Genomic DNA, 18,826 nt, shown 5'->3' on the forward strand with positions numbered 1-18,826 from the left:
CATTCCTTGTTGTTATTAAAGTTTTGTTATTAAAATGTCGAAAGGTTTATACGTCAGTTCTTGGGCGTTCGGAGTAAAGGCCGAGTTTCTTTTGAAAAGGGGATTCATCTGCCACAAAAACAAAAGCCGGTGTGTCCTTGATATTGGTCAAAGTGATATTGGCAAAGCAAGGGGCGCAGCTGGTATCAGAATCTATCAGCCCATGTCTGACGTCATCGACATCCACGATGATATCACCTTCTATCACATGAAATATCATGGCGCATGAGCGTCTAGGTAAACGCAACACTTCGTTAGGACGCAGCATAATAGCGCTAAAGCCGATGATTTTTTGTGCATCTTGGCCAGTTTCTGGATTGACATAAGTCACTTGCACCATATCTACGTCTTTATTCTCAGCAATGGACTCTAGCGACTTCTTAGTATCCACCCAAGGGTAGCGTAGGATAGGATATTCAATGGTGTCATTACGTTGGAAGTTTTCAGTCGCGACAATGCCAGGGCCATAAATCTTCGGATGTGAATCAGGATGACCCTTTACTTTTTCGCCTTCTTCAACGTAGCTGGTTTCTGAATAATAAACCAAAGGCAAATCCAGAACATCTAACCATACCACTTCTGAATCACCATCATGCGAGTGCTCATGCCACATGCCGCTCGGGGTCAAAATAAGGTCACCTCGCTCCATCTCGCACTTTTCGCCATCGACGCTGGTATAAGCACCATTGCCTTCCACGATCAGACGTACGGCATTAGGTGTGTGACGATGACTGGGTGCCCATTCACCGGGCAACAAAAGCTGCATACCTAGATACATGATAGAGCTGGCGCACATGTTTTCTAGGGTATGTCCAGGATTAGCCAACACCAATACTCGGCGCTCGGCCTTTTCAATGGGCGTGAGCTCGCCTGCCTGCATAAGCAAAGGACGAATATCTTGATACTTCCAAGCGATGGCTTGAGTCTTAGGCTTTGGGGTGTAAGGGGGGAGGACATCTCGCAAACTTGGCCATAAAGGCACCAAGTTTTTTGCAGTGAGTGCCTCAACATATTCTTTAGGGAGGTCTTCTAAAGTACCAAGTCGTTCCATGATTGACTCCAGACATTGTTTAAGTACGTTGAGAGTGGCTTCATGCTTTAACTTGCTTGTCTTAAGCATGAGCGTTGAATTTTAGTATAAAACGTCAATGATAGATTGTGAAGGCGCTCAGCAGAGCAGTAATGAAAGAATAATATCCCTTTATTATTTTAATAAAAAAACATAGTTTACGTAATGGTTAATATATTAGAGGTTATTTATTTAATATTTAAGTCGCTTTTCGTCAATATATTGACGAAAAGCCGCTTTTTAACATCTCAGCGCAGTATTCCTCTACTTCTAAGGTAGTGGGGTGAATGCGTTATTGATAACTACCCTTACTCCCTATGGTATTATAATTAATAATTATAACGCCAATTAACAACAAGCTCCTTATGACCAAGCAAATCCTAAAAGCCCATAAAGTCAGGCTGTACCCCAATGAAGAACAGCAAATATTCTTTGCCAAATCATTCGGCTGCACACGCTTTATTTGGAATAAAATGCTTAATGATAAGATTGAGCACTATAAAAAAACCAAGACCGAATTAAAAAATACTCCTGCTCAATATAAAAAAGAATTTGACTGGCTTAAAGAAGTCGATAGCTTGGCACTGGCTAATGTCCAACAGAATCTTAGGGCGGCTTATAACAAATTCTTCAAAGGCTCAGGCTTCCCTAAGTTCAAGAAGAAAGGTCAGCGTGACAGCTACACCACCAACAACCAAAAAGGCACAGTAGCGATAACTGATGATACTGTCAAACTGCCTAAGATTGGTCATATTAAGGCTAAATTCCCTGATAGTATAAATGGACTGATTAAATCAGCCACCATCAGTCGCACCCCATCGGGCAAATACCACATCAGCCTATTGGTTGAAACAGTAATTGACGAGTTACCTAAGACCAAATCTAATATCGGCATTGATTTAGGATTGACAGACTTCATCGTCTTATCAGACGGCACAAAAGTGGCTAATCCTAAGTTTCTAGCAAAGCTACAAGCTCAGCTTACGCGAGAACAAAAAATTTTAGCCAAACGACGAGAGGTTGCTAAAGCCGCCAATCGCAAATTATCAGACAGTCGCAACTATCAAAAGCAAAGAATTAAAGTCGCCAAAGTCTACGAGCGTATCACGAATTGCCGAAAAGACTTTCTGCATAAGCTCTCATTCAATCTCATCAAAAACCACGATGTGATTGCTGTTGAGGATTTGAACGTCAAAGGCATGGTTAAGAATAAAAAGTTAGCTAAAGCCATAGCAGACAGCTCATGGTCAGCCTTTACTACCATGCTGGCTTATAAAGCGGACTGGTACGGCAAAACGCTGGTGAAAATAGACAGATGGTATCCATCTTCTAAAACCTGCTCAGGGTGCGCTCATGTGCTGACTAAAGCTGAGCTACCATTACAGGTGAAGACATGGAATTGCCCAAGTTGCTTGCAGGACAATGATAGAGACATCAACGCCAGTATCAATATCCTAAACGAAGGATTGAAGCTGGCAACACTCAAAACCGTCGGTACGACGGGGTTAGCTTAGTCAATTTGCCTAACCGCTGATACAAAACATTGTATCAAGTAGGGGTATTACCTAAGAAATCCCTACCTCTTTAGGTAGTGGGTAGTTCATTTCTTAGAAAGTTATGCATTGTGAAGTTACGCTATTTATAGTGAATTACGTAATGTAGAATAATCTATTATTAATAGCATAATTGCGGTTACTTTTATTTACAAATAACAGTAATTAGATAATAAATAGTAATAAAAAGAAAGTTTGCGAGGAGGTTGATAGTAATTGCTCTTTGCTACTCCCTTGAAAAAAGGCTTATCAAAAGATAAGTCTTAATAAACTCTAATAAATCGCCCCAGTATCTGGATCGACAATGATTTCTAACAAATAGCTGCCAGATGCGGCTAAGGCTGTTCTCATCGCCTCGGCTAATTGTTCATGCTGACTCACGCGAGCGGCAGGACAACCCATACCCTCTGCCAGCTTTACAAAGTCAATAGCAGGTAAGTCAATCCCTGGAATGGCTTCGCTTCCTGTAATCTTGCTAAATGAGCGCATTGCCCCGTAGCCAAAGTTATTGAGCACAATCACAGTGAGGGGCAAGTTTGATTGCACCGCCGTCCACAGTGCCTGAATTGAGTACATTGACGAGCCATCACCCACCAAGCATATGACCCGTTTACTGGTAGCGAGCGCTACGCCAACCGCGGCAGGCAGGCCATAACCTAGTCCGCCACTGGCCATGGTATAAAAGCCACCTGTTTGGGTAATGGGCAAAAAACGTTGAATGGTATACTCGATGGGTATTGGCGTTGCTGCACTGACTTGTGGAGCCTGAGGGCGAATGGATTTGGTTATTGGCGCATTGTCGCTATCGCTTCGGCCGGATCGACCTTGAGTGCCATACGAATGGCGATGATACTGGCCAGTACGCAAATGACGAGTACAGCAAAAAACCCAATCACAGAATCTATTGGCGTGAGCAGTACATATTTGGGAAACAGTGGCGCTGCAAAAGTGGCGGTGATTTTACCGACCACAAAGCCAATCACGCCTAAGGCGAGTGCTTGCTGCATAATCATCGCCGCAATCGTTCGATTGCGGGTACCGATAAGCTTTAATACTGCAATTTCGCGGATTTTATCCATCGTTAGTGAATAGATGATAAAGGCGACAATTGCCGCGCTAACGATGGCTAAAATGACTAAAAACATACCGATTTGCTTGGCTGAGGTGGCGATTAGCTTGCCAACGAGAATCTCTTCCATCTGTGCTCGCGTATAGACTGTCATACGTTTCCAGCGCTCGATGGTTTCGGCTGCCGCGTCCTGCTCATAACCGGGTTTTAGGGTGACTAATACGGCATTGACGGAGGCATTGGTGCTCTGTGAGGCAATGACGGCATCTAGCAGGCCTGGTACGCTGGGTCGATTGAAGGCAGGATTGGCTTCGGTACGCCGCCGACTTTGCCAAATGGCGTCATTGTTTTTGAGGAATTGAGCTTCCTGAGCATCCTTGAGCGGAATGAATACCATCGGATCCCCGCTAGATGAGACCATGCGCCTTGTCAGACCTACGACGGTGTAGTTATTGCGGCGAATGGATATATGATCTCCCAGTTTAAAACCAGTGGCGATATCAGCCACCGCCTCATAGTGACCGCGCGTGATCTGGCGGCCAGAGACGAGATAGGGCGGCCATCCTGGTGTGGCGCCCGACTCGCTAGGAGCGATGCCAACCACCATGGCACGTACGTCGCTTTCGCCTTTATGTACTTGGGTGGTTAGGTAGGTCACGTTCGCTGCTTGAGCGACGCCCGGCATGCTAAGGATAGAGCGATATACATCATCATTGATGCTAGACGCTTCTGCATAAGGCCCCAGCGTATCTTTTTGTACTACCCAAAGGTCAGCGCCGCTATTATCGAGCAAGGCCTTGCCATCATCCACCATGCCTCGGTACACGCCCGCCATGACGAGGGTGACGCCAATCAGCAAGCCTAGACCGATGCCTGTGAAGACAAACTTCCCCCAAGCATGGAGAATATCACGGCCTGCTAAGCTTATCATGGTGACACTCCTGGGATTTGGTCGACCACCTTGATACGACTGTTCGCCTTTAGTTGCTTTTGGCTATAAATCACGACTTGGTCGCCATCTTCGAGCCCCTCAAGCACTTGCACGAAGCCATTGAGATCGGATGTACCGAACTTGACTGGCGCGAAACTTAAATCACCATCTACAATCTGCCACACACCAACTTTATCGCCGTCACGTTGCACAGCAGCGTTGGGTATTAGTGGAACGGCTGGCCAGCGCTGGCAAGTCAACCGTCACTTCGGCCAACTCGCCCAATGAAGGTAGAGGTTGTGGCTGATTATCAAACGTCACTTTAGCCAGCATCTCTTCGGTGACCACATCGGCTATCGGCTCCACACGCAGCACTGTTCCTTGCAACACCTGATCGCTGCGTGAACGCAGAGCGATATGTGCTGGCAAACCTCCTGCCAAACCTGAGGCACTGATTTGATCGAAACGCACATTGATCCATAAGCTTTTGGGAACAATTACCTCTACCACGGCTTGCCCTGCAACGATGGTCGTGCCAGGATCGGCATCACGCACAGCGACGATACCAGCAACAGGGGTGATTAAGCGCAGATTACTTTTCTGCGCGATGAGCCCTTCACCGTCAGAGCGTGCTCGGGCAATGTCGGCTTTGGCGACGGATAAGGCTGCATCAGCGACCTGTAAGTCCTGTCGTTTTACAGTGACGCTTTCCTCACTGACCGCTTGCACGTCAAGCAGTTGCGCATAGCGCTGTAGTTGTTGCTCTGCAAAGACTTTGCGAGCTTCTGCCTCCACCAATGCTGCCTGCGCCCGTTTTAATACAGACTCCTGCGAGCGAATTCTATCATCGAGATCGATAGGCTCCATCTCACTGAGTACTTGTCCTGCCTGCACTTGTTCGCCTACATGCACATCCAAGCTTTTTACGCGACCCGCAAATGTCGGCCCTATCTTGTAGGTGTAGCGTGCTTCCACCGTACCGATGCCGAACAGCGAAGGCGAGATAACGCCTGACTCCACCTTTGCCACCGTTACAGAGACTGGAGCGAGCGGCCCTGAGCGTAGGCCGACATAAATAAAGAGCGCCAGCAACGGAATGATGACAGCCAGCAGTGCTAAAGTACGGCCTTGCAGGGGCAGTTTCTTCATTGCGTACTCCTTATACCGCGCCGATAAATCGCAAAAACTCGCGGTGCATCGTGCTGCATGCGTTTCACATCGTCTGCCAGCATCGATTGCATCACCAAACCCTGAATCGTGCCAATGAACAGTGTCGCCGCTGCTTCGCTGTCGAGGGATTGTGGCAACTCACCACTATCTTTAGCTTTTTCAATGAGAGGGTACAAACGTTCGCTATAGCGCTGAATCAAGGTTTGTACCATGCGCTTGGCTGTTGTTGATTCGGTACGTTGGAGCTCACCAAAAATGATTCTTGGTACTCCTGGATGCTCAGACACAAATTCGATATGACTCATGAACATCGCCTCCATGGCAGCTAAGGGCGACTCGATTCCTTGGGTGGATCGATCAATTTTGGTGAGCAGGCGCTCTACTACCCACTCCATGACCGCTTGCCAAATGGCGTCTTTGTTTGGGAAGTGTCGAAACAGTGCTCCCTGAGTTAAGTTCATGTGTTTGGCGATAGCCGCAGTCGTAATTTTGCTAGGATTTTGTAAACTGGCGAGCTCTACGACGGACTCGACAGTGACGGCACGACGTTCATCGGCAGGTAGATGCTTTGGATAAGGACTCACGGACGCTCCTAAAAGATAGTAATCAATTACTATCTTATTTACAAAGCGCCCTTTAAGCAAGGAATAAGTCAAAATCCATACTAAATCTAGGTTAATTGTTAGACGGGCTCTTTGAAAGATTATTTAAAAATAGGCTTTGAGCGTATGGTTATCGCTAGTAGGAGGTGGTTATTTCAGTATCTTATGTTCACTGGTTGTATCAGCTTCATCGGGGAAATTAAACACTGCAAAAGGATCTAATCGTTCACATCACTTTCTGGCCAATAATGGCTGTCTGGCAAGGCTCTAGCACCAAAGATTGCTTGACCTACTCGAACAATAGTCGCCCCTTCTTCAATAGCTATTTCAAAGTCACCAGACATACCCATAGAGAGCTCTTGCATACTCATATTAGCGGGTAGGGTGTCTAGCAGGCCATCTCTGATATTTCGTAATAAGATAAAGCAGTCTCTCACTTTTTCTGCATTGTTAGACAAGAGTGCCAAGGTCATAAGGCCTTTGACTCTTAATCTATCAAGTGACTTGATTTGTTCAATAAAATCAGCAACTTCAGTAGGATGCAGCCCGTATTTGCTTGCTTCATCTGACGTATTCACTTGTATCAGTACTTCCATGTGTCTATCTTCAAGCTGTAAGCGCTCATTGAGTCTTTTAGCCACTTTTAAACTATCAAGTGCTTGAAACTCTGTAGCAAATCTAGCCACATACTTGATTTTGTTGGTTTGAAGGTGACCGATGACAGACCAATTAATAGGTAAATCATTCATCGACTCCTGTTTTTCTACAGCTTCTTGTACTTTGTTTTCGCCAAAGTAGTCATAGCCAAGCGTGAACGCCATTCTTATGATGTCTTCATCAACTGTCTTGGTGACTGGTAAAAGACGTACAGAGCCTGACTCTCTATTTGCGCGTTGACAGGCTTGTTGAATGCGTTTTTCGATATCAGCAAAGTTTGCAGACAATGCTTTGATACTTTTTGCTTTTTGGTACAAAGGTTTTGTCATCATCCGCTCACCTAGTTAGTGTGTTGGAAATCACTCATGAATTGGATAGCTAATAGCCATCTGAGGTATTTGTTTAATGTGCATTTGTTTAATGTGCAAAGGTGATGCCTCTTTAGTTTTCGGGTTTGTCAAATAGCGCCTCAATAGGTTTGCTATGGATGGTCGAGCTATTAAACAGTGACTTATTGCCTGTATCGCCTTCTGTCCAAAAGTTAATATTAAATTGAGCGTCATCGCTTAATTCTACCCGATGCCAATACTGCGGCGGACTGACAGCAAACTGTCCTGCTTGAATGACTATGGTTTGCTCAGGTTCGGTCGCTGCTTCATTGGCAAACCCATAAAAAGTAACCACCCCTTGCATCACACAGATTTGGCCGAACACACCTTCGGCAGTGTTGTGATGAGTCAGTAGGGCTTTAGGAACTTTATCCTTAGTAAAAAAGTGTGTAGAGCGTTTGATTTTCCAGTGGCTTGGGATGATGGTTGGTTGGTTCATGGTAACTCCTTGATGTGTTGGTTATAGATGTCTTTTGAGCATCTTGATGTCGTATTTAGCAAGCAATGTAAATAATAATGATAATTATTATTAAATATAGCACCTTCCGTGCTTTAGAGCTAAGGTGTTTTTGCTGTTTTATCATCCCATGATTAGCTAATGGGTACAGCACCAATTGGTATTATCTTTTGATGCTCATTTAGTAGTACTAAATGTAGAGTACGTACCGCTTTTGCTCGATAGTGAAGTGGATACATTATTGTTACATTGTCTCCATTAGAACTATCAAGTTTTTTTGGAGGACATTTGTTATGCATGCAAAAGAGCTACTTGAGTTGGAACGCCGTGAGATAAGAGCGCTTCACTACACGTGGATCGCTTTTTTTCTGACGTTTTATGTCTGGTTCAACATGGCGCCGCTTGCGACGTCTATGCTACAGACCGAGAGCTATTTGACACCAGATCATATCAAGCTTTTCTTAATTGCCAACGTGGCTTTGACCATTCCAGGTCGTGTGGTGGTGGGAATGGCATTGGATCGTTTCGGACCTAGAAGAGTGTTTTCGATATTGATGGTGGTGATGGCGATACCGACCTGGTTTTTCGCTTTTGGTACATCAGCCATGCAGCTGTTTGTTGCGCGCTTATTTATGTCTATCGTCGGTGCAGGTTTCGTCGTCGGTATCCATATGACAGCGCTATGGTTTAAGCCAAAAGATATTGGCTTTGCAGAAGGCTTCTATGCGGGCTGGGGAAACTTTGGGTCTGCGGCAGCGGCGATTACTATCCCGACTGTGGCGCTACAGTTCTTTGGTGGTGATGATGGGTGGCGCTGGGCGATTGCTTTATCTGGGCTATTGATGGCGCTATACGGCGTCGCTTATTGGTTTTTAATCACAGATGGTCCGACAGAGGGTACTCATAAGAAATCACGTAAGTCAGGGGCTTTAGAAGTATCTAGCTGGCGTGATCTATGGTTGTATTGTTTGTTTACCATTCCTTTATATGGTGTATTAGGGGTCTTGGTCTATCGTACTCAAGACATGGGGTTTTTGAGTGAGACAGGGGCTTGGATACTTTATATTGTCATCGCTGCTGTGGTTGCGTATCAGATTTATAAGGCGATTAGTGTCAACGTACCAATGCTAAAAGCAGGTATACCTGAAGATGATAAGTACCCCTTTAAGTCAGTGGCTGCGCTCAACGTCAGTTATTTTGCCAACTTTGGTGCAGAGCTTGCCGTGGTCTCTATGCTGCCGATGTTCTTTGCTGCGACATGGAAGCTTGACCCTACCGCAGCAGGATTGGTCGCCTCAACCTTTGCCTTTGTAAACTTATGGGCGCGTCCATTGGGTGGCTATATCTCTGACAAGGTCGGCAACCGCCGTCTGGTCATGCTCATATATATGTTCGGCATCGGTATCGGGTTTGGGCTTATGGGGCTGCTCAATGCCGAGTGGCCGCTATTTATCGCCGTTGTGTTCACTATCTTGTGCTCGGTATTTGTACAAGGGGCTGAGGGCGCAACCTTTGGTATTATTCCCTCAATCAAGCGCCGTCTGACAGGTCAGATATCTGGTATGGCGGGTGCTTATGGCAACGTTGGCGCAGTGTTCTACTTGTTTATTTATACCTTTGTAGAGCCAAATCAGTTCTTTTTGATTATCGCAGTCGGTGCTTTCATCGCTTGGTTGGTTTGTTACTTCTGGTTAGAAGAGCCTGAAGATGCCTTTGGTGATGAATACAAAATGTCATCAGTGGATCGTCAGATTGCGGCTGAAGAAGCTCGATAATCTAGGGCGTGTCACCAATTAGCACTTATAAATATTTGACCGCAATTTATCTTATTTTAAGCCTCGCCATCTAAATGATGACACGTCCTAGTTGGACTTGAGACGTTAATTTAAAATATAAAAAACCACCTAGTGATGAATAAACTGGGTGGTTTTTTTATGACTTATACGCCACTCTCAACTTATTTTGTAGGGTGGGTTAGCGGCAGCGTAACCCGCCAAGTAGTTTAGATAACATTCGCCAATATAACATCGGCGGGTTACGTTTCATCTTCGTTCTCTACGAGAATTTAATAAAACTAACCCACCCTACGAGAGCTTGCTTTTGCAAAGTTACTATGCTGGGCTAAAGCCACAGCCTACGATAGTTCATGCTAAGTTGAGAGTGGGGTGACTTATACAAACGGCCACAATGTTTTAAGGCATCTATTTAGACAAATGATTTACCGTCCATACCGCAGCTTCTACACGGGTACGCAGTCCAGTTTTGTTAAGGATATGTTTGACATGTACCTTTACCGTGGACTCTGCGATATCGAGCTTATTGGCAATCATTTTGTTGCTGAGACCCTCAGCGATCATTTGGATAACTTGCAGCTCTCTGGCGGTCAGATTGCCCGCGATATCATCAATGCTCGGCTTGCGCATGGTTTGCGCCAGTATCGATGCCAGATTTGGACTGATGACCAGCTCTCCTCGCAGCACCTTTCTGATATCGACGATGATTAGCTCTGGCTCCATGTCCTTTAATAGATAACCATCTACTCCTAGCTTTAGCGCCTCTTGTACATCCTCACCACTGTCAGAGACAGTAAATAAGAGAGTTTTTACATCGATACCTCTGGCCTTGATTTCTCTGAGCGTCTCTAGTCCCGTCAATATCGGCATTTTATGATCGAGGATAACCAGGTCTACGTCATTGTTTTCCAAAAATTCCAATGCTTCCATGCCGTTATTTGCCTCACCAACGACTTTTACGTCATTCTCCAGCCCCAACAGCTCTGCAATACCTCGGCGTAGCATAGGATGGTCGTCTACCAATAAAAGCTTGGCAGGAGAGGTGGCGGTATAAACTTTAGTACTCATAAAATACTCACAAATTAAAACTCATACAAATTAAGTGCTTTCAATCTCTGAACCTTTAAATGGATTCTTTGTTGGCACTACCAGTGGTTTGTAGAGTCGTGTAGTCATTAAAAAAATTAGGGGTAAAGAGGGTAGTGACTATCGTGCCAGTAGGCTCGTTGTCCGATAAAGTCACATTCCCTCCTAAATGGCGGGCGCGCTCTTGCATAATCATTAAGCCATGATGCTGAGACTGATCAACGCTACCTGAGATACCAATGCCGTCATCGATGATCTGCATAACAATGTGCTCGTTTGTCTCATCATAACCCAGCTCGATGGCGACGTTTGTGGCTTGAGCATGTCTGCTGATATTTGACAGCGCTTCTCGTGTGATTTGAATCAAGTTCACCTGCTCATTGGCATTTAAGTTGAGCGTCATCACTTTGTTATTGACGACAACCTCAAAGTTGCCCTTCGCAGCGAACTCGTTGGCAGCCTCGTGCAGGGCGTCATCGAAGTTATCACTATCAATGGTCAGACGGAAAGTGACTAGCAGGTCTCTTAGCTGTTGATAAGCTGAATTAAGACCTGTTTTTATTTGCTCGATATGCTGCGAGATATTGGTCGCGCACTCTTGGTCAGAGACATTCCTTAGGTGTCTTTCTAGGACACTGACTTGAATTTTGAGATAAGACAACGACTGCGCCAGAGAGTCATGTAGCTCTCTTGCGATAGTAGAACGCTCTTCAAATAAAATGAGCTGATGCTCCTGCTGTCTTTGTTTACGCAGAGATAGGGCGGTGCTGATCAGGTTAGTGAGCGCGACGATAAGCTCGCTATTCTCCGTATCTAGATAAGTACTATCAATCTCTATGGTTTTAATGCGCTGTGAGGGCGATACAGACTTTTTATCATCCTCTGACTTATTAACACCTGACGTAGAGCTGCCCATCAGCAAGATAGACTTAGGTCTCACCTTTAACTCGCCAAACTCATCATTCAGATGAGTGATCGGGTAAGTTTGGGTGTAGATGTCTTCTTTGATTGAGCAGTTGTCACAGTTGAGCTTGCTACATAGCTCTTTCATTTTGTCATCGTGGAGAGCGATAGAGTCTTTATTGTGTAAGGTGCTGTTTTGTAGACATAAGGTGAAGTCCAAATGCGGAAAAATATTACCGAAGTCGGTGATGAGGCTATCCAGCTTATGTAGGCTTACTTTGCTGGTCGTTAGATGCTTAGAGAAGTCATAAAATAGCGATAGCACTTCGTTGGCTTTGACTAAGTGCTGAGTTTTTGTGTTTACCTCACTCTTAAGTGAGTGCTGATAAGTCTCAATGGTGCCAGCCATATCATTGAAAGACTCTCCCAATGCATTGAACTCTCCATAGCCTGTGATAGACACTCTGGTATCGTGCTTACCTTGTCTAAACTGACGGTTGGCTTGGATTAGCTGTTGTACTGGTATCAATACATTTCTGCGCAGCTTATGCATACCAATCAACAAAATGATGATAGTCAGGATAATCGACGCGACTTGCAGCGACTGCTGCCAAGTCTGGCGCTGCTCGTTCCTATGCTGCAACTCACTGACAAAGCTGTCCACATCTTCAATATATTGAGAGGAAAAAATATAAAAACCTTGCTTATCTTGCGCCAACAAAGCAGGTTTTAAATTGCTTAGCCACTGCGATTCAATACTTTCAAACTGGTTATTGATGACGTCATGTTGGTTGGCATAATTTAACTGATATTCACGCAAGCTTGCCAGCCTGTTTTCCATATCTTCAACCAAAGATAGGACGATGGCAGACTTGCTTTGGTCGCTATAGTTTTGATTGCTATTGTTATTATTACCTTGAGTGGAGCCTTGGTTTCGACTCGCGCTATCATCAGCTGCAAGACCCATATCCAAACCTGCAATATAGTCATCATCAAAATCATTTGCCAGTTGAAAGTTGATGCGATACGTCGCCATGCGTATCGAGCCTGCGCTGTTGATGGCTTGCGCATCTGCTTGTGATACCCATGCCAGCATGCCACTACTCAACGCCGAAAGCAGGCACAAGGCAGAGATGGCAAAGACCGCAGCCCAAGCACGCACTGGTAGTGAGTGTCGTAATATTCGGTTCATCATTAATTAAGATACACCTATCAATAGGACGGGTTTTGAGAGAAAGCAGCTTTCAGTACTTGAGAGTATGAATTTAAATGTACTCCTATCGATGCGGAGTCCGTCATCAATATACCTCTTTAAGCCATCAGTATACCACTATGTATTAATACTCATAATAATGAAAACAAAGTACCGTAAGTCATTGCTCTAAGACATCAATGAGTCATAAAGCGAAGAGGCAATCGTAATACGTAGCTTATCAGGATAAGCCCCCGATGGTCACTGCGTTTTTATAGCTGCTTAGCATGATAAGTTGATGATATAAAAATACCAATCATAACCAAGCATAGACGATACTAAGTGAGGAATAACATGGGCAGTAAATACAATGTAAAAGGCGGCAAGCTCATTACTGATTGGCGGCCTGAAGTAGAAGAGTTTTGGGAAGGAGGTGGTAACAAAGTCGCCAATCGCAACTTGTGGGTCTCGATACCTGCACTGTTACTTGCCTTTGCCGTGTGGATGGTATGGAGTGCAGTCATTGTAAACCTACCAGAGATTGGCTTTGCGTTTGATGATGGTCAACTGTTTTGGCTAGCGGCGCTGCCTGGATTGACAGGCGCGACGCTGCGCATATTTTACTCTTTTATGGTGCCGATATTTGGTGGCAGACGTTGGACAGCGATATCCACGGCCTCGTTATTAATCCCAGCATTATGGATGGGTTTTGCGGTACAAAACCCCGAAACCCCCTTTAGTGTCTTTGCCATTATTGCGCTGTTATGCGGCTTGGGTGGCGCTAACTTCTCATCGTCGATGTCCAACATCTCCTTCTTTTATCCTAAAGCCAAACAAGGCACAGCACTTGGTCTCAACGCCGGACTTGGTAACCTAGGCGTGTCAGTCATGCAGTTTGTGGTGCCTGTAGTCATTGGCCTTGGCATATTTGGTGCATTGGGCGGCGCGCCTCAAGTAACGGCAGCGGGAAAAGAGCTTTATCTACAAAATGCTGGCTTTATTTGGGTGCCATTTATCGTGTTTATATCTGTCGCTGCATGGTTCATGATGAATGATATCTCATCTGCCAAAGCGTCTTTTAAAGACCAGTCAGTTATCTTTAAGCGTAAGCACAACTGGATCATGTGTATCCTTTATATGGCTACTTTTGGCTCGTTTATTGGGTTTTCAGCGGCATTCCCGATGCTGATCAAAAGCTCTTTTCCTGAAATTAATGCGCTGAAATTTGCCTTTTTAGGCCCGTTAGTAGGCGCGTTGTTTCGTCCATTAGGTGGTTGGATCGCTGATAAAGTGGGCGGCGCTAGAGTGACCTTTTGGAACTATATCGTCATGGTATTAGCAGTCATGTCGGTGATGTACTTCTTACCTAGTGAAAGCCATGCAGGCAGCTTTAGTGGTTATTTCATCTCCTTTATGGTGCTGTTCATTACCACAGGCATTGGTAACGGCTCTACCTTTAGTATGATACCTGTTATTTTTAAGACTTTTTTAGAGCGGCTTAAGCCTAGTAAGGTTGGTACTGAAGAGCTGTTTGTCGAGATACGAAAAGAGTCTGCTGCTGTGGTTGGCTTTACCGCTGCCATTGCTGCGTATGGTGCATTCTTTGTGCCGAAGATGTTTGGCTCAGGCTTAGGGGTGAATGGGACGTTCATCGCATTAATCGTCTTTTATATTCTCTGTATCGTTTTGACTTGGTGGTATTACAGCCGCGGTAACGCTGAGATTCCATGCTAAAGCCATTATTCTAAAAGAGTGTATAGTCCAAAACATCCTGCTTAAAAGTTTCAAAAGTGCTACTTGCTGAGGTGAGTCGCACTTTTTTTGTTTGTTTGCGAGGTGCTTAGCTGTCAAAAACGAGCGCTATTGGATGTTTTCAATATATTTGGTTGGGTTTTTGACTGGAGTGTTTTTACCAAAAGTATATTTTTGACTACTACTTAGGGGGTAGTGCTCTGCTCATGTTAGATGATAGTAAGACTATCGCCGCTTATTTAGAATGATGATATCGAAACAGTATTAAACAAAGCAGCATTAATTAAAGCAATATTTACAGCTTTTCGGCACACAGTAGAGACTCTGCATTCGTCTTTATACGCCCAGCTCTAAATACACCCTAGGTCACAAAATAGAGGATAGCAAAATGAGTCATTTACTCGACCAATTCCGCTTTTTTAAACGCAAAAAAGGAGAGTTCGCCGATGGGCATGGCGAGACGCGTGATGAGTCTCGTGAGTGGGAAAACTCCTATCGCAGCCGCTGGCAGTATGACAAGGTGGTGCGCTCGACGCATGGTGTCAACTGTACTGGCTCTTGCTCATGGAAGATCTATGTCAAAAACGGCCTAGTTACTTGGGAAACTCAGCAAACAGACTATCCAGAAACCCGTCCAGACCTGCCAAACCATGAGCCACGTGGCTGTCCTCGCGGCGCAAGCTATAGCTGGTATATGTACTCTGCCAACCGCGTCAAGTACCCAAAAGTTCGTAAGCCGTTATTGAAACTATGGCGCGAAGCCAAAGGGCAATATCCAGATCCTGTAGATGCATGGGGCAGTATCGTCGAAGATCCTGTCAAAGCAGAGCAATATAAGTCTAAGCGCGGTCTGGGCGGCTTTATCCGTTCGACGTGGGCTGAGGTGAATGAAATCATCGCTGCTAGTAACGTCTATACCGCCAAGACTTTTGGTCCTGACCGTATTATTGGGTTTTCTCCTATTCCTGCGATGTCGATGGTGAGCTATGCAGCTGGTAGTCGTTATCTGTCGCTTATCGGTGGTACTTGCTTGTCTTTTTATGACTGGTATTGCGACTTGCCACCAGCCTCGCCAATGGTTTGGGGCGAGCAAACAGACGTGCCAGAATCAGCCGATTGGTACAACTCTGACTACATCATTGCTTGGGGCTCTAACGTTCCGCAAACGCGTACGCCAGATGCGCATTTCTTCACCGAAGTGCGCTATAAAGGTACTAAGACAGTCTCTATCACGCCTGACTACGCGGAAGTGTCTAAGCTTACCGACTTATGGCTAAACCCAAAGCAAGGTACTGATGCGGCTGTTGCGCAAGCGTTTTGTCACGTCATTATCAAAGAGTTTTATCTCAAGCAGCCAAGCGACTATTTCTTAGATTATGCTAAGCGCTATACCGATCTACCTATTTTGGTCTTGTTAGAGGGTGAAGAAGGCGCGCGCCGTGCTGGTCGCTATCTACGTGCTTCTGACTTGGTGGAAGATTTGGGTCAAGAAAATAACCCAGAATGGAAAACCATCGGGCTCAACCATGATGGTGAGCTCGTATCGCCACTTGGCTCTATCGGTTATCGCTGGGGAGAGAAGGGCAAGTGGAACCTAGAAAGTAAGAACGGTACCACAGGTGCAGAGATTGATCTGACGCTCACGCTAAAAGACAGCGGCGAGACTTGCGTAGTCGGCTTTGACTACTTTGGTCATGTCGATCATCCGCACTTCACTTCAGTACCAGGCGAGCCAATTCAACAAAAAACGGTTCCTTGTAAAACCATACAACTGGCTGATGGCACGACCGCTATCGTCGCGACCGTATTTGACTTAACGGTTGCCAACCTTGGGGTCGATAATGGCGTTGGTGGCGAGCATGTCACTGATGACTACAATGATGCTACCGTGCCAGGTACCCCTGCATGGCAAGAAGTGATCACAGGTGTTAGCCGTGAGCGCATCATCCAAGTCGCGCGTGAGTTCGCTGAAAACGCCCATAAGACGCATGGCAAATCCATGATCATTATTGGCGCGGGCATGAACCATTGGTATCACCTCGATATGAACTATCGCGGTGTCATCAACATGCTGATGCTGTGCGGCTGTATCGGCAAGTCAGGTGGCGGCTGGGCGCATTATGTTGGCCAAGAAAAACTGCGTCCACAGACGGGCTGGTTGCCATTAGCATTTGCGCTTGATTGGCATCGTCCGCCACGTCATATGAATGGTACGAGCTTTTTCTATAATCACAGCTCACAGTGGCGTCATGAGAGTATCTCTGCCCACGACATACTATCGCCACTCGTTGACAAAAAGTTCTTCCCTGAGCATATGCTTGATTATAACATTCAAGCAGAGCGTGCAGGTTGGTTGCCATCGGCGCCGCAGCTGAACCGTAACCCACTGACCATCGCTGCTGAAGCGAAGAAAAGTGGCAAGGATGTAGAAGAGTATGTAGTGGACTCGCTACATGAAGGCAGCTTACGCTTCGCTTGTGAGTCACCAGACAACCCTGCGAACTTCCCTCGTAATATGTTTATCTGGCGCTCAAACCTATTGGGCTCATCGGGTAAAGGTCATGAGTATATGCTGCATTATTTCTTGGGCACCAAAAACGGCCTATTGAATGATGAGAACCCTGCAGGTCACTTGCAACCAAAAGAAGTGGATTGGGTAGAAAAAGGCCCAACCGGCAAGCTGGACTTAGTTGTCACCTTAGACTTCCGTATGTCATCGACCTGTCTGTACTCTGACATCGTACTGCCAACGGCAACATGGTACGAAAAAGATGACATGAATACCTCAGACATGCATCCGTTTATTCACCCATTAACCGCAGCGACAGACCCTGCATGGGAATCCAAAACGGATTGGGAGATTTATAAAGGCATCGCCAAGAGCTTCTCTGAAGTCTCAAAAGGTCACTTAGGGGTTGAGACGGATGTCGTCACCCTTCCGATGCAACATGACACCCCAGGCGAGCTTGCACAGCCGTTTGGTGGTACCGACTGGAAAACAGCGGGTGAAAAACCAGTACCTGGTAAAAACTGTCCAATGATCAAGGTCATTGAACGTGACTATCCGAGCACTTATAAAAAGTTCACCTCGCTTGGCCCTGCCTTAGAAAAACTAGGCAATGGCTCAAAAGGTTTGAATTGGGATATGAAAACTGAGGTCAAGCAGTTAGGCGACCTTAACTACCGTGTCACTGATCCTGGTGTTTCTGAAGGACGCCCGCAGATTAGCACCGCCGTTCATGCCTCTGAGACTATCTTGATGCTGGCTCCTGAGACCAATGGTCATGTCGCAGTCAAAGGGTGGGCAGCACTGTCTGAGTTTACAGGTCGCGACCATACCCATCTTGCGGTATCTAGCGAGCATGTGAAGATTCGCTTTAAAGACATCGTCGCGCAGCCACGCAAGATTATCTCTAGCCCAACGTGGTCAGGTATTGAGTCTGATGAGGTGAGCTATAACGCGGGTTATACCAACGTCCATGAGCTGATCCCTTGGCGTACGATTACTGGCCGCCAACAGTTTTATCAAGATCACCCTTGGATGCAGGCATTCGGTGAGCAGATGCAGCAGTATCGTCCACCAATTGATACCAAAACCACTGATATTGTCGAAAACGTCAAGCCTAATGGTAATAAAGAGATCGTACTGAACTTCTTAACGCCGCACCAAAAATGGGGCATCCACAGTACTTACTCCGAAAACCTATTAATGTTGACGCTCAGTCGCGGTGGCCCTTGTGTTTGGATGTCAGAAGTCGATGCCCAAAAGCAGGCATCGTCGATAACGACTGGATTGAGCTGTTCAATGCCAACGGTGCTATCACCGCTCGAGCCGTCGTCAGTCAGCGGGTCAAAGAAGGCATGGTGATGATGTACCACGCACAAGAAAAGCTGGTCAACATTCCAGGCTCTGAGCAGACAGGCACTCGCGGCGGTATCCATAACTCGGTGACACGTACTATCCTCAAGCCGACCCATATGATTGGTAGCTACGCGCAGCAGTCTTATGGCTTTAACTACTATGGCACCGTGGGTTGTAACCGTGATGAGTTTGTCGTGATCCGTAAGATGTCAAAAATCGACTGGTTAGAAGACAAGCCAGATAACGCATTACCACGTCCATTGCCAACCAGCATTGATGGGTAAAGGCATTTTCTCTACTAA

General features: G+C 45.8%; 13 protein-coding genes and 1 pseudogene. 4 read left to right on the top strand and 10 right to left on the bottom strand.

Annotated features, from left to right (window positions below; all coding sequences use genetic code 11):
* Window positions 1-46: 46 nt before the first annotated feature.
* Window positions 47-1,090, bottom strand: a complete 1,044-nt coding sequence (locus JMY01_RS05815) for a cupin domain-containing protein (RefSeq protein WP_201574696.1) — start codon at window positions 1,088-1,090, stop codon at window positions 47-49.
* A gap of 383 nt (window positions 1,091-1,473) precedes the next feature.
* On the opposite strand from JMY01_RS05815, the gene tnpB reads away from it, so the two are divergent.
* Entirely contained in the window at window positions 1,474-2,622 is a 1,149-nt protein-coding gene (tnpB, locus tag JMY01_RS05820; protein ID WP_201574697.1) for an IS200/IS605 family element RNA-guided endonuclease TnpB, read from the top strand.
* 312 nt (window positions 2,623-2,934) lie between these two features.
* On the opposite strand, the gene JMY01_RS05825 is transcribed toward tnpB, so the two are convergent.
* The 7 genes from JMY01_RS05825 to JMY01_RS05850 form a co-directional block, all read right to left on the bottom strand.
* A complete protein-coding gene (locus tag JMY01_RS05825) occupies window positions 2,935-3,528 on the bottom strand; it encodes a thiamine pyrophosphate-dependent enzyme (RefSeq protein ID WP_201574698.1) in 594 nt (197 codons plus the stop codon).
* Window positions 3,447-4,661: an ABC transporter permease gene (locus tag JMY01_RS05830; protein WP_201574699.1), complete on the bottom strand. Its 1,215-nt coding sequence runs from the start codon at window positions 4,659-4,661 to the stop codon at window positions 3,447-3,449. The genes JMY01_RS05825 and JMY01_RS05830 overlap by 82 nt, the downstream gene beginning before the upstream one ends.
* The gene (locus JMY01_RS14265; RefSeq protein ID WP_265089845.1) at window positions 4,658-4,873 is read right to left on the bottom strand and encodes a hypothetical protein; all 216 of its coding nucleotides are present in this window, start codon (window positions 4,871-4,873) and stop codon (window positions 4,658-4,660) included. Before JMY01_RS14265 ends, JMY01_RS05830 begins: the two co-directional genes overlap by 4 nt.
* Complete coding sequence (locus tag JMY01_RS05835; protein ID WP_265089846.1) at window positions 4,863-5,810, bottom strand: efflux RND transporter periplasmic adaptor subunit; 948 nt, start codon at window positions 5,808-5,810, stop codon at window positions 4,863-4,865. The genes JMY01_RS14265 and JMY01_RS05835 overlap by 11 nt, the downstream gene beginning before the upstream one ends.
* A complete protein-coding gene (locus tag JMY01_RS05840; RefSeq protein ID WP_201574700.1) occupies window positions 5,807-6,415 on the bottom strand; it encodes a TetR/AcrR family transcriptional regulator in 609 nt (202 codons plus the stop codon). Before JMY01_RS05840 ends, JMY01_RS05835 begins: the two co-directional genes overlap by 4 nt.
* A 236-nt stretch (window positions 6,416-6,651) precedes the next feature.
* A complete protein-coding gene (locus JMY01_RS05845) occupies window positions 6,652-7,422 on the bottom strand; it encodes a YggS family pyridoxal phosphate-dependent enzyme (RefSeq protein WP_201574701.1) in 771 nt (256 codons plus the stop codon).
* A 109-nt stretch (window positions 7,423-7,531) separates the two neighbouring features.
* Complete coding sequence (locus JMY01_RS05850) at window positions 7,532-7,918, bottom strand: DUF1971 domain-containing protein (protein WP_201574702.1); 387 nt, start codon at window positions 7,916-7,918, stop codon at window positions 7,532-7,534.
* A 311-nt stretch (window positions 7,919-8,229) separates the two neighbouring features.
* On the opposite strand from JMY01_RS05850, the gene JMY01_RS05855 reads away from it, so the two are divergent.
* Window positions 8,230-9,711, top strand: a complete 1,482-nt coding sequence (locus JMY01_RS05855) for an MFS transporter (protein WP_201574703.1) — start codon at window positions 8,230-8,232, stop codon at window positions 9,709-9,711.
* Between the two features lie 426 nt (window positions 9,712-10,137).
* Here JMY01_RS05855 and narL read toward each other — a convergent pair whose 3' ends face one another.
* Both narL and JMY01_RS05865 read right to left on the bottom strand, forming a co-directional pair.
* The gene (gene narL, locus JMY01_RS05860; RefSeq protein ID WP_201574704.1) at window positions 10,138-10,797 is read right to left on the bottom strand and encodes a two-component system response regulator NarL; all 660 of its coding nucleotides are present in this window, start codon (window positions 10,795-10,797) and stop codon (window positions 10,138-10,140) included.
* Window positions 10,798-10,852: 55 nt separating this feature from the next.
* On the bottom strand, window positions 10,853-12,913 hold the full coding sequence (locus tag JMY01_RS05865; RefSeq protein WP_201574705.1) for a histidine kinase: 2,061 nt from the start codon (window positions 12,911-12,913) through the stop codon (window positions 10,853-10,855).
* A 351-nt stretch (window positions 12,914-13,264) separates the two neighbouring features.
* Here JMY01_RS05865 and JMY01_RS05870 point away from each other — a divergent pair, with 351 nt between their 5' ends.
* Both JMY01_RS05870 and JMY01_RS05875 read left to right on the top strand, forming a co-directional pair.
* Window positions 13,265-14,644: a NarK family nitrate/nitrite MFS transporter gene (locus JMY01_RS05870; RefSeq protein ID WP_201574706.1), complete on the top strand. Its 1,380-nt coding sequence runs from the start codon at window positions 13,265-13,267 to the stop codon at window positions 14,642-14,644.
* Window positions 14,645-15,050: 406 nt separating this feature from the next.
* Window positions 15,051-18,808, top strand: a pseudogene (locus tag JMY01_RS05875) (nitrate reductase subunit alpha).
* Window positions 18,809-18,826: the final 18 nt, after the last annotated feature.

This window comes from Psychrobacter sp. H8-1, from assembly GCF_904846575.1.
GTDB classification, from domain to species: domain Bacteria; phylum Pseudomonadota; class Gammaproteobacteria; order Pseudomonadales; family Moraxellaceae; genus Psychrobacter; species Psychrobacter fulvigenes.

Bases quoted from the DNA above. Each gene is read 5' to 3' on its own strand.
- JMY01_RS05815 (WP_201574696.1), bottom strand. From the start codon at position 1,090: ATGGAACGACTTGGTACTTTAGAAGACCTCCCTAAAGAATATGTTGAG.
- JMY01_RS05850 (WP_201574702.1), bottom strand. From the start codon at position 7,918: ATGAACCAACCAACCATCATCCCAAGCCACTGGAAAATCAAACGCTCT.
- JMY01_RS05830 (WP_201574699.1), bottom strand. From the start codon at position 4,661: ATGATAAGCTTAGCAGGCCGTGATATTCTCCATGCTTGGGGGAAGTTT.
- JMY01_RS05855 (WP_201574703.1), top strand. From the start codon at position 8,230: ATGCATGCAAAAGAGCTACTTGAGTTGGAACGCCGTGAGATAAGAGCG.
- JMY01_RS05835 (WP_265089846.1), bottom strand. From the start codon at position 5,810: ATGAAGAAACTGCCCCTGCAAGGCCGTACTTTAGCACTGCTGGCTGTC.
- narL (WP_201574704.1), bottom strand. From the start codon at position 10,797: ATGAGTACTAAAGTTTATACCGCCACCTCTCCTGCCAAGCTTTTATTG.
- tnpB (WP_201574697.1), top strand. From the start codon at position 1,474: ATGACCAAGCAAATCCTAAAAGCCCATAAAGTCAGGCTGTACCCCAAT.
- JMY01_RS05870 (WP_201574706.1), top strand. From the start codon at position 13,265: ATGGGCAGTAAATACAATGTAAAAGGCGGCAAGCTCATTACTGATTGG.
- JMY01_RS05845 (WP_201574701.1), bottom strand. From the start codon at position 7,422: ATGATGACAAAACCTTTGTACCAAAAAGCAAAAAGTATCAAAGCATTG.
- JMY01_RS05865 (WP_201574705.1), bottom strand. From the start codon at position 12,913: ATGATGAACCGAATATTACGACACTCACTACCAGTGCGTGCTTGGGCT.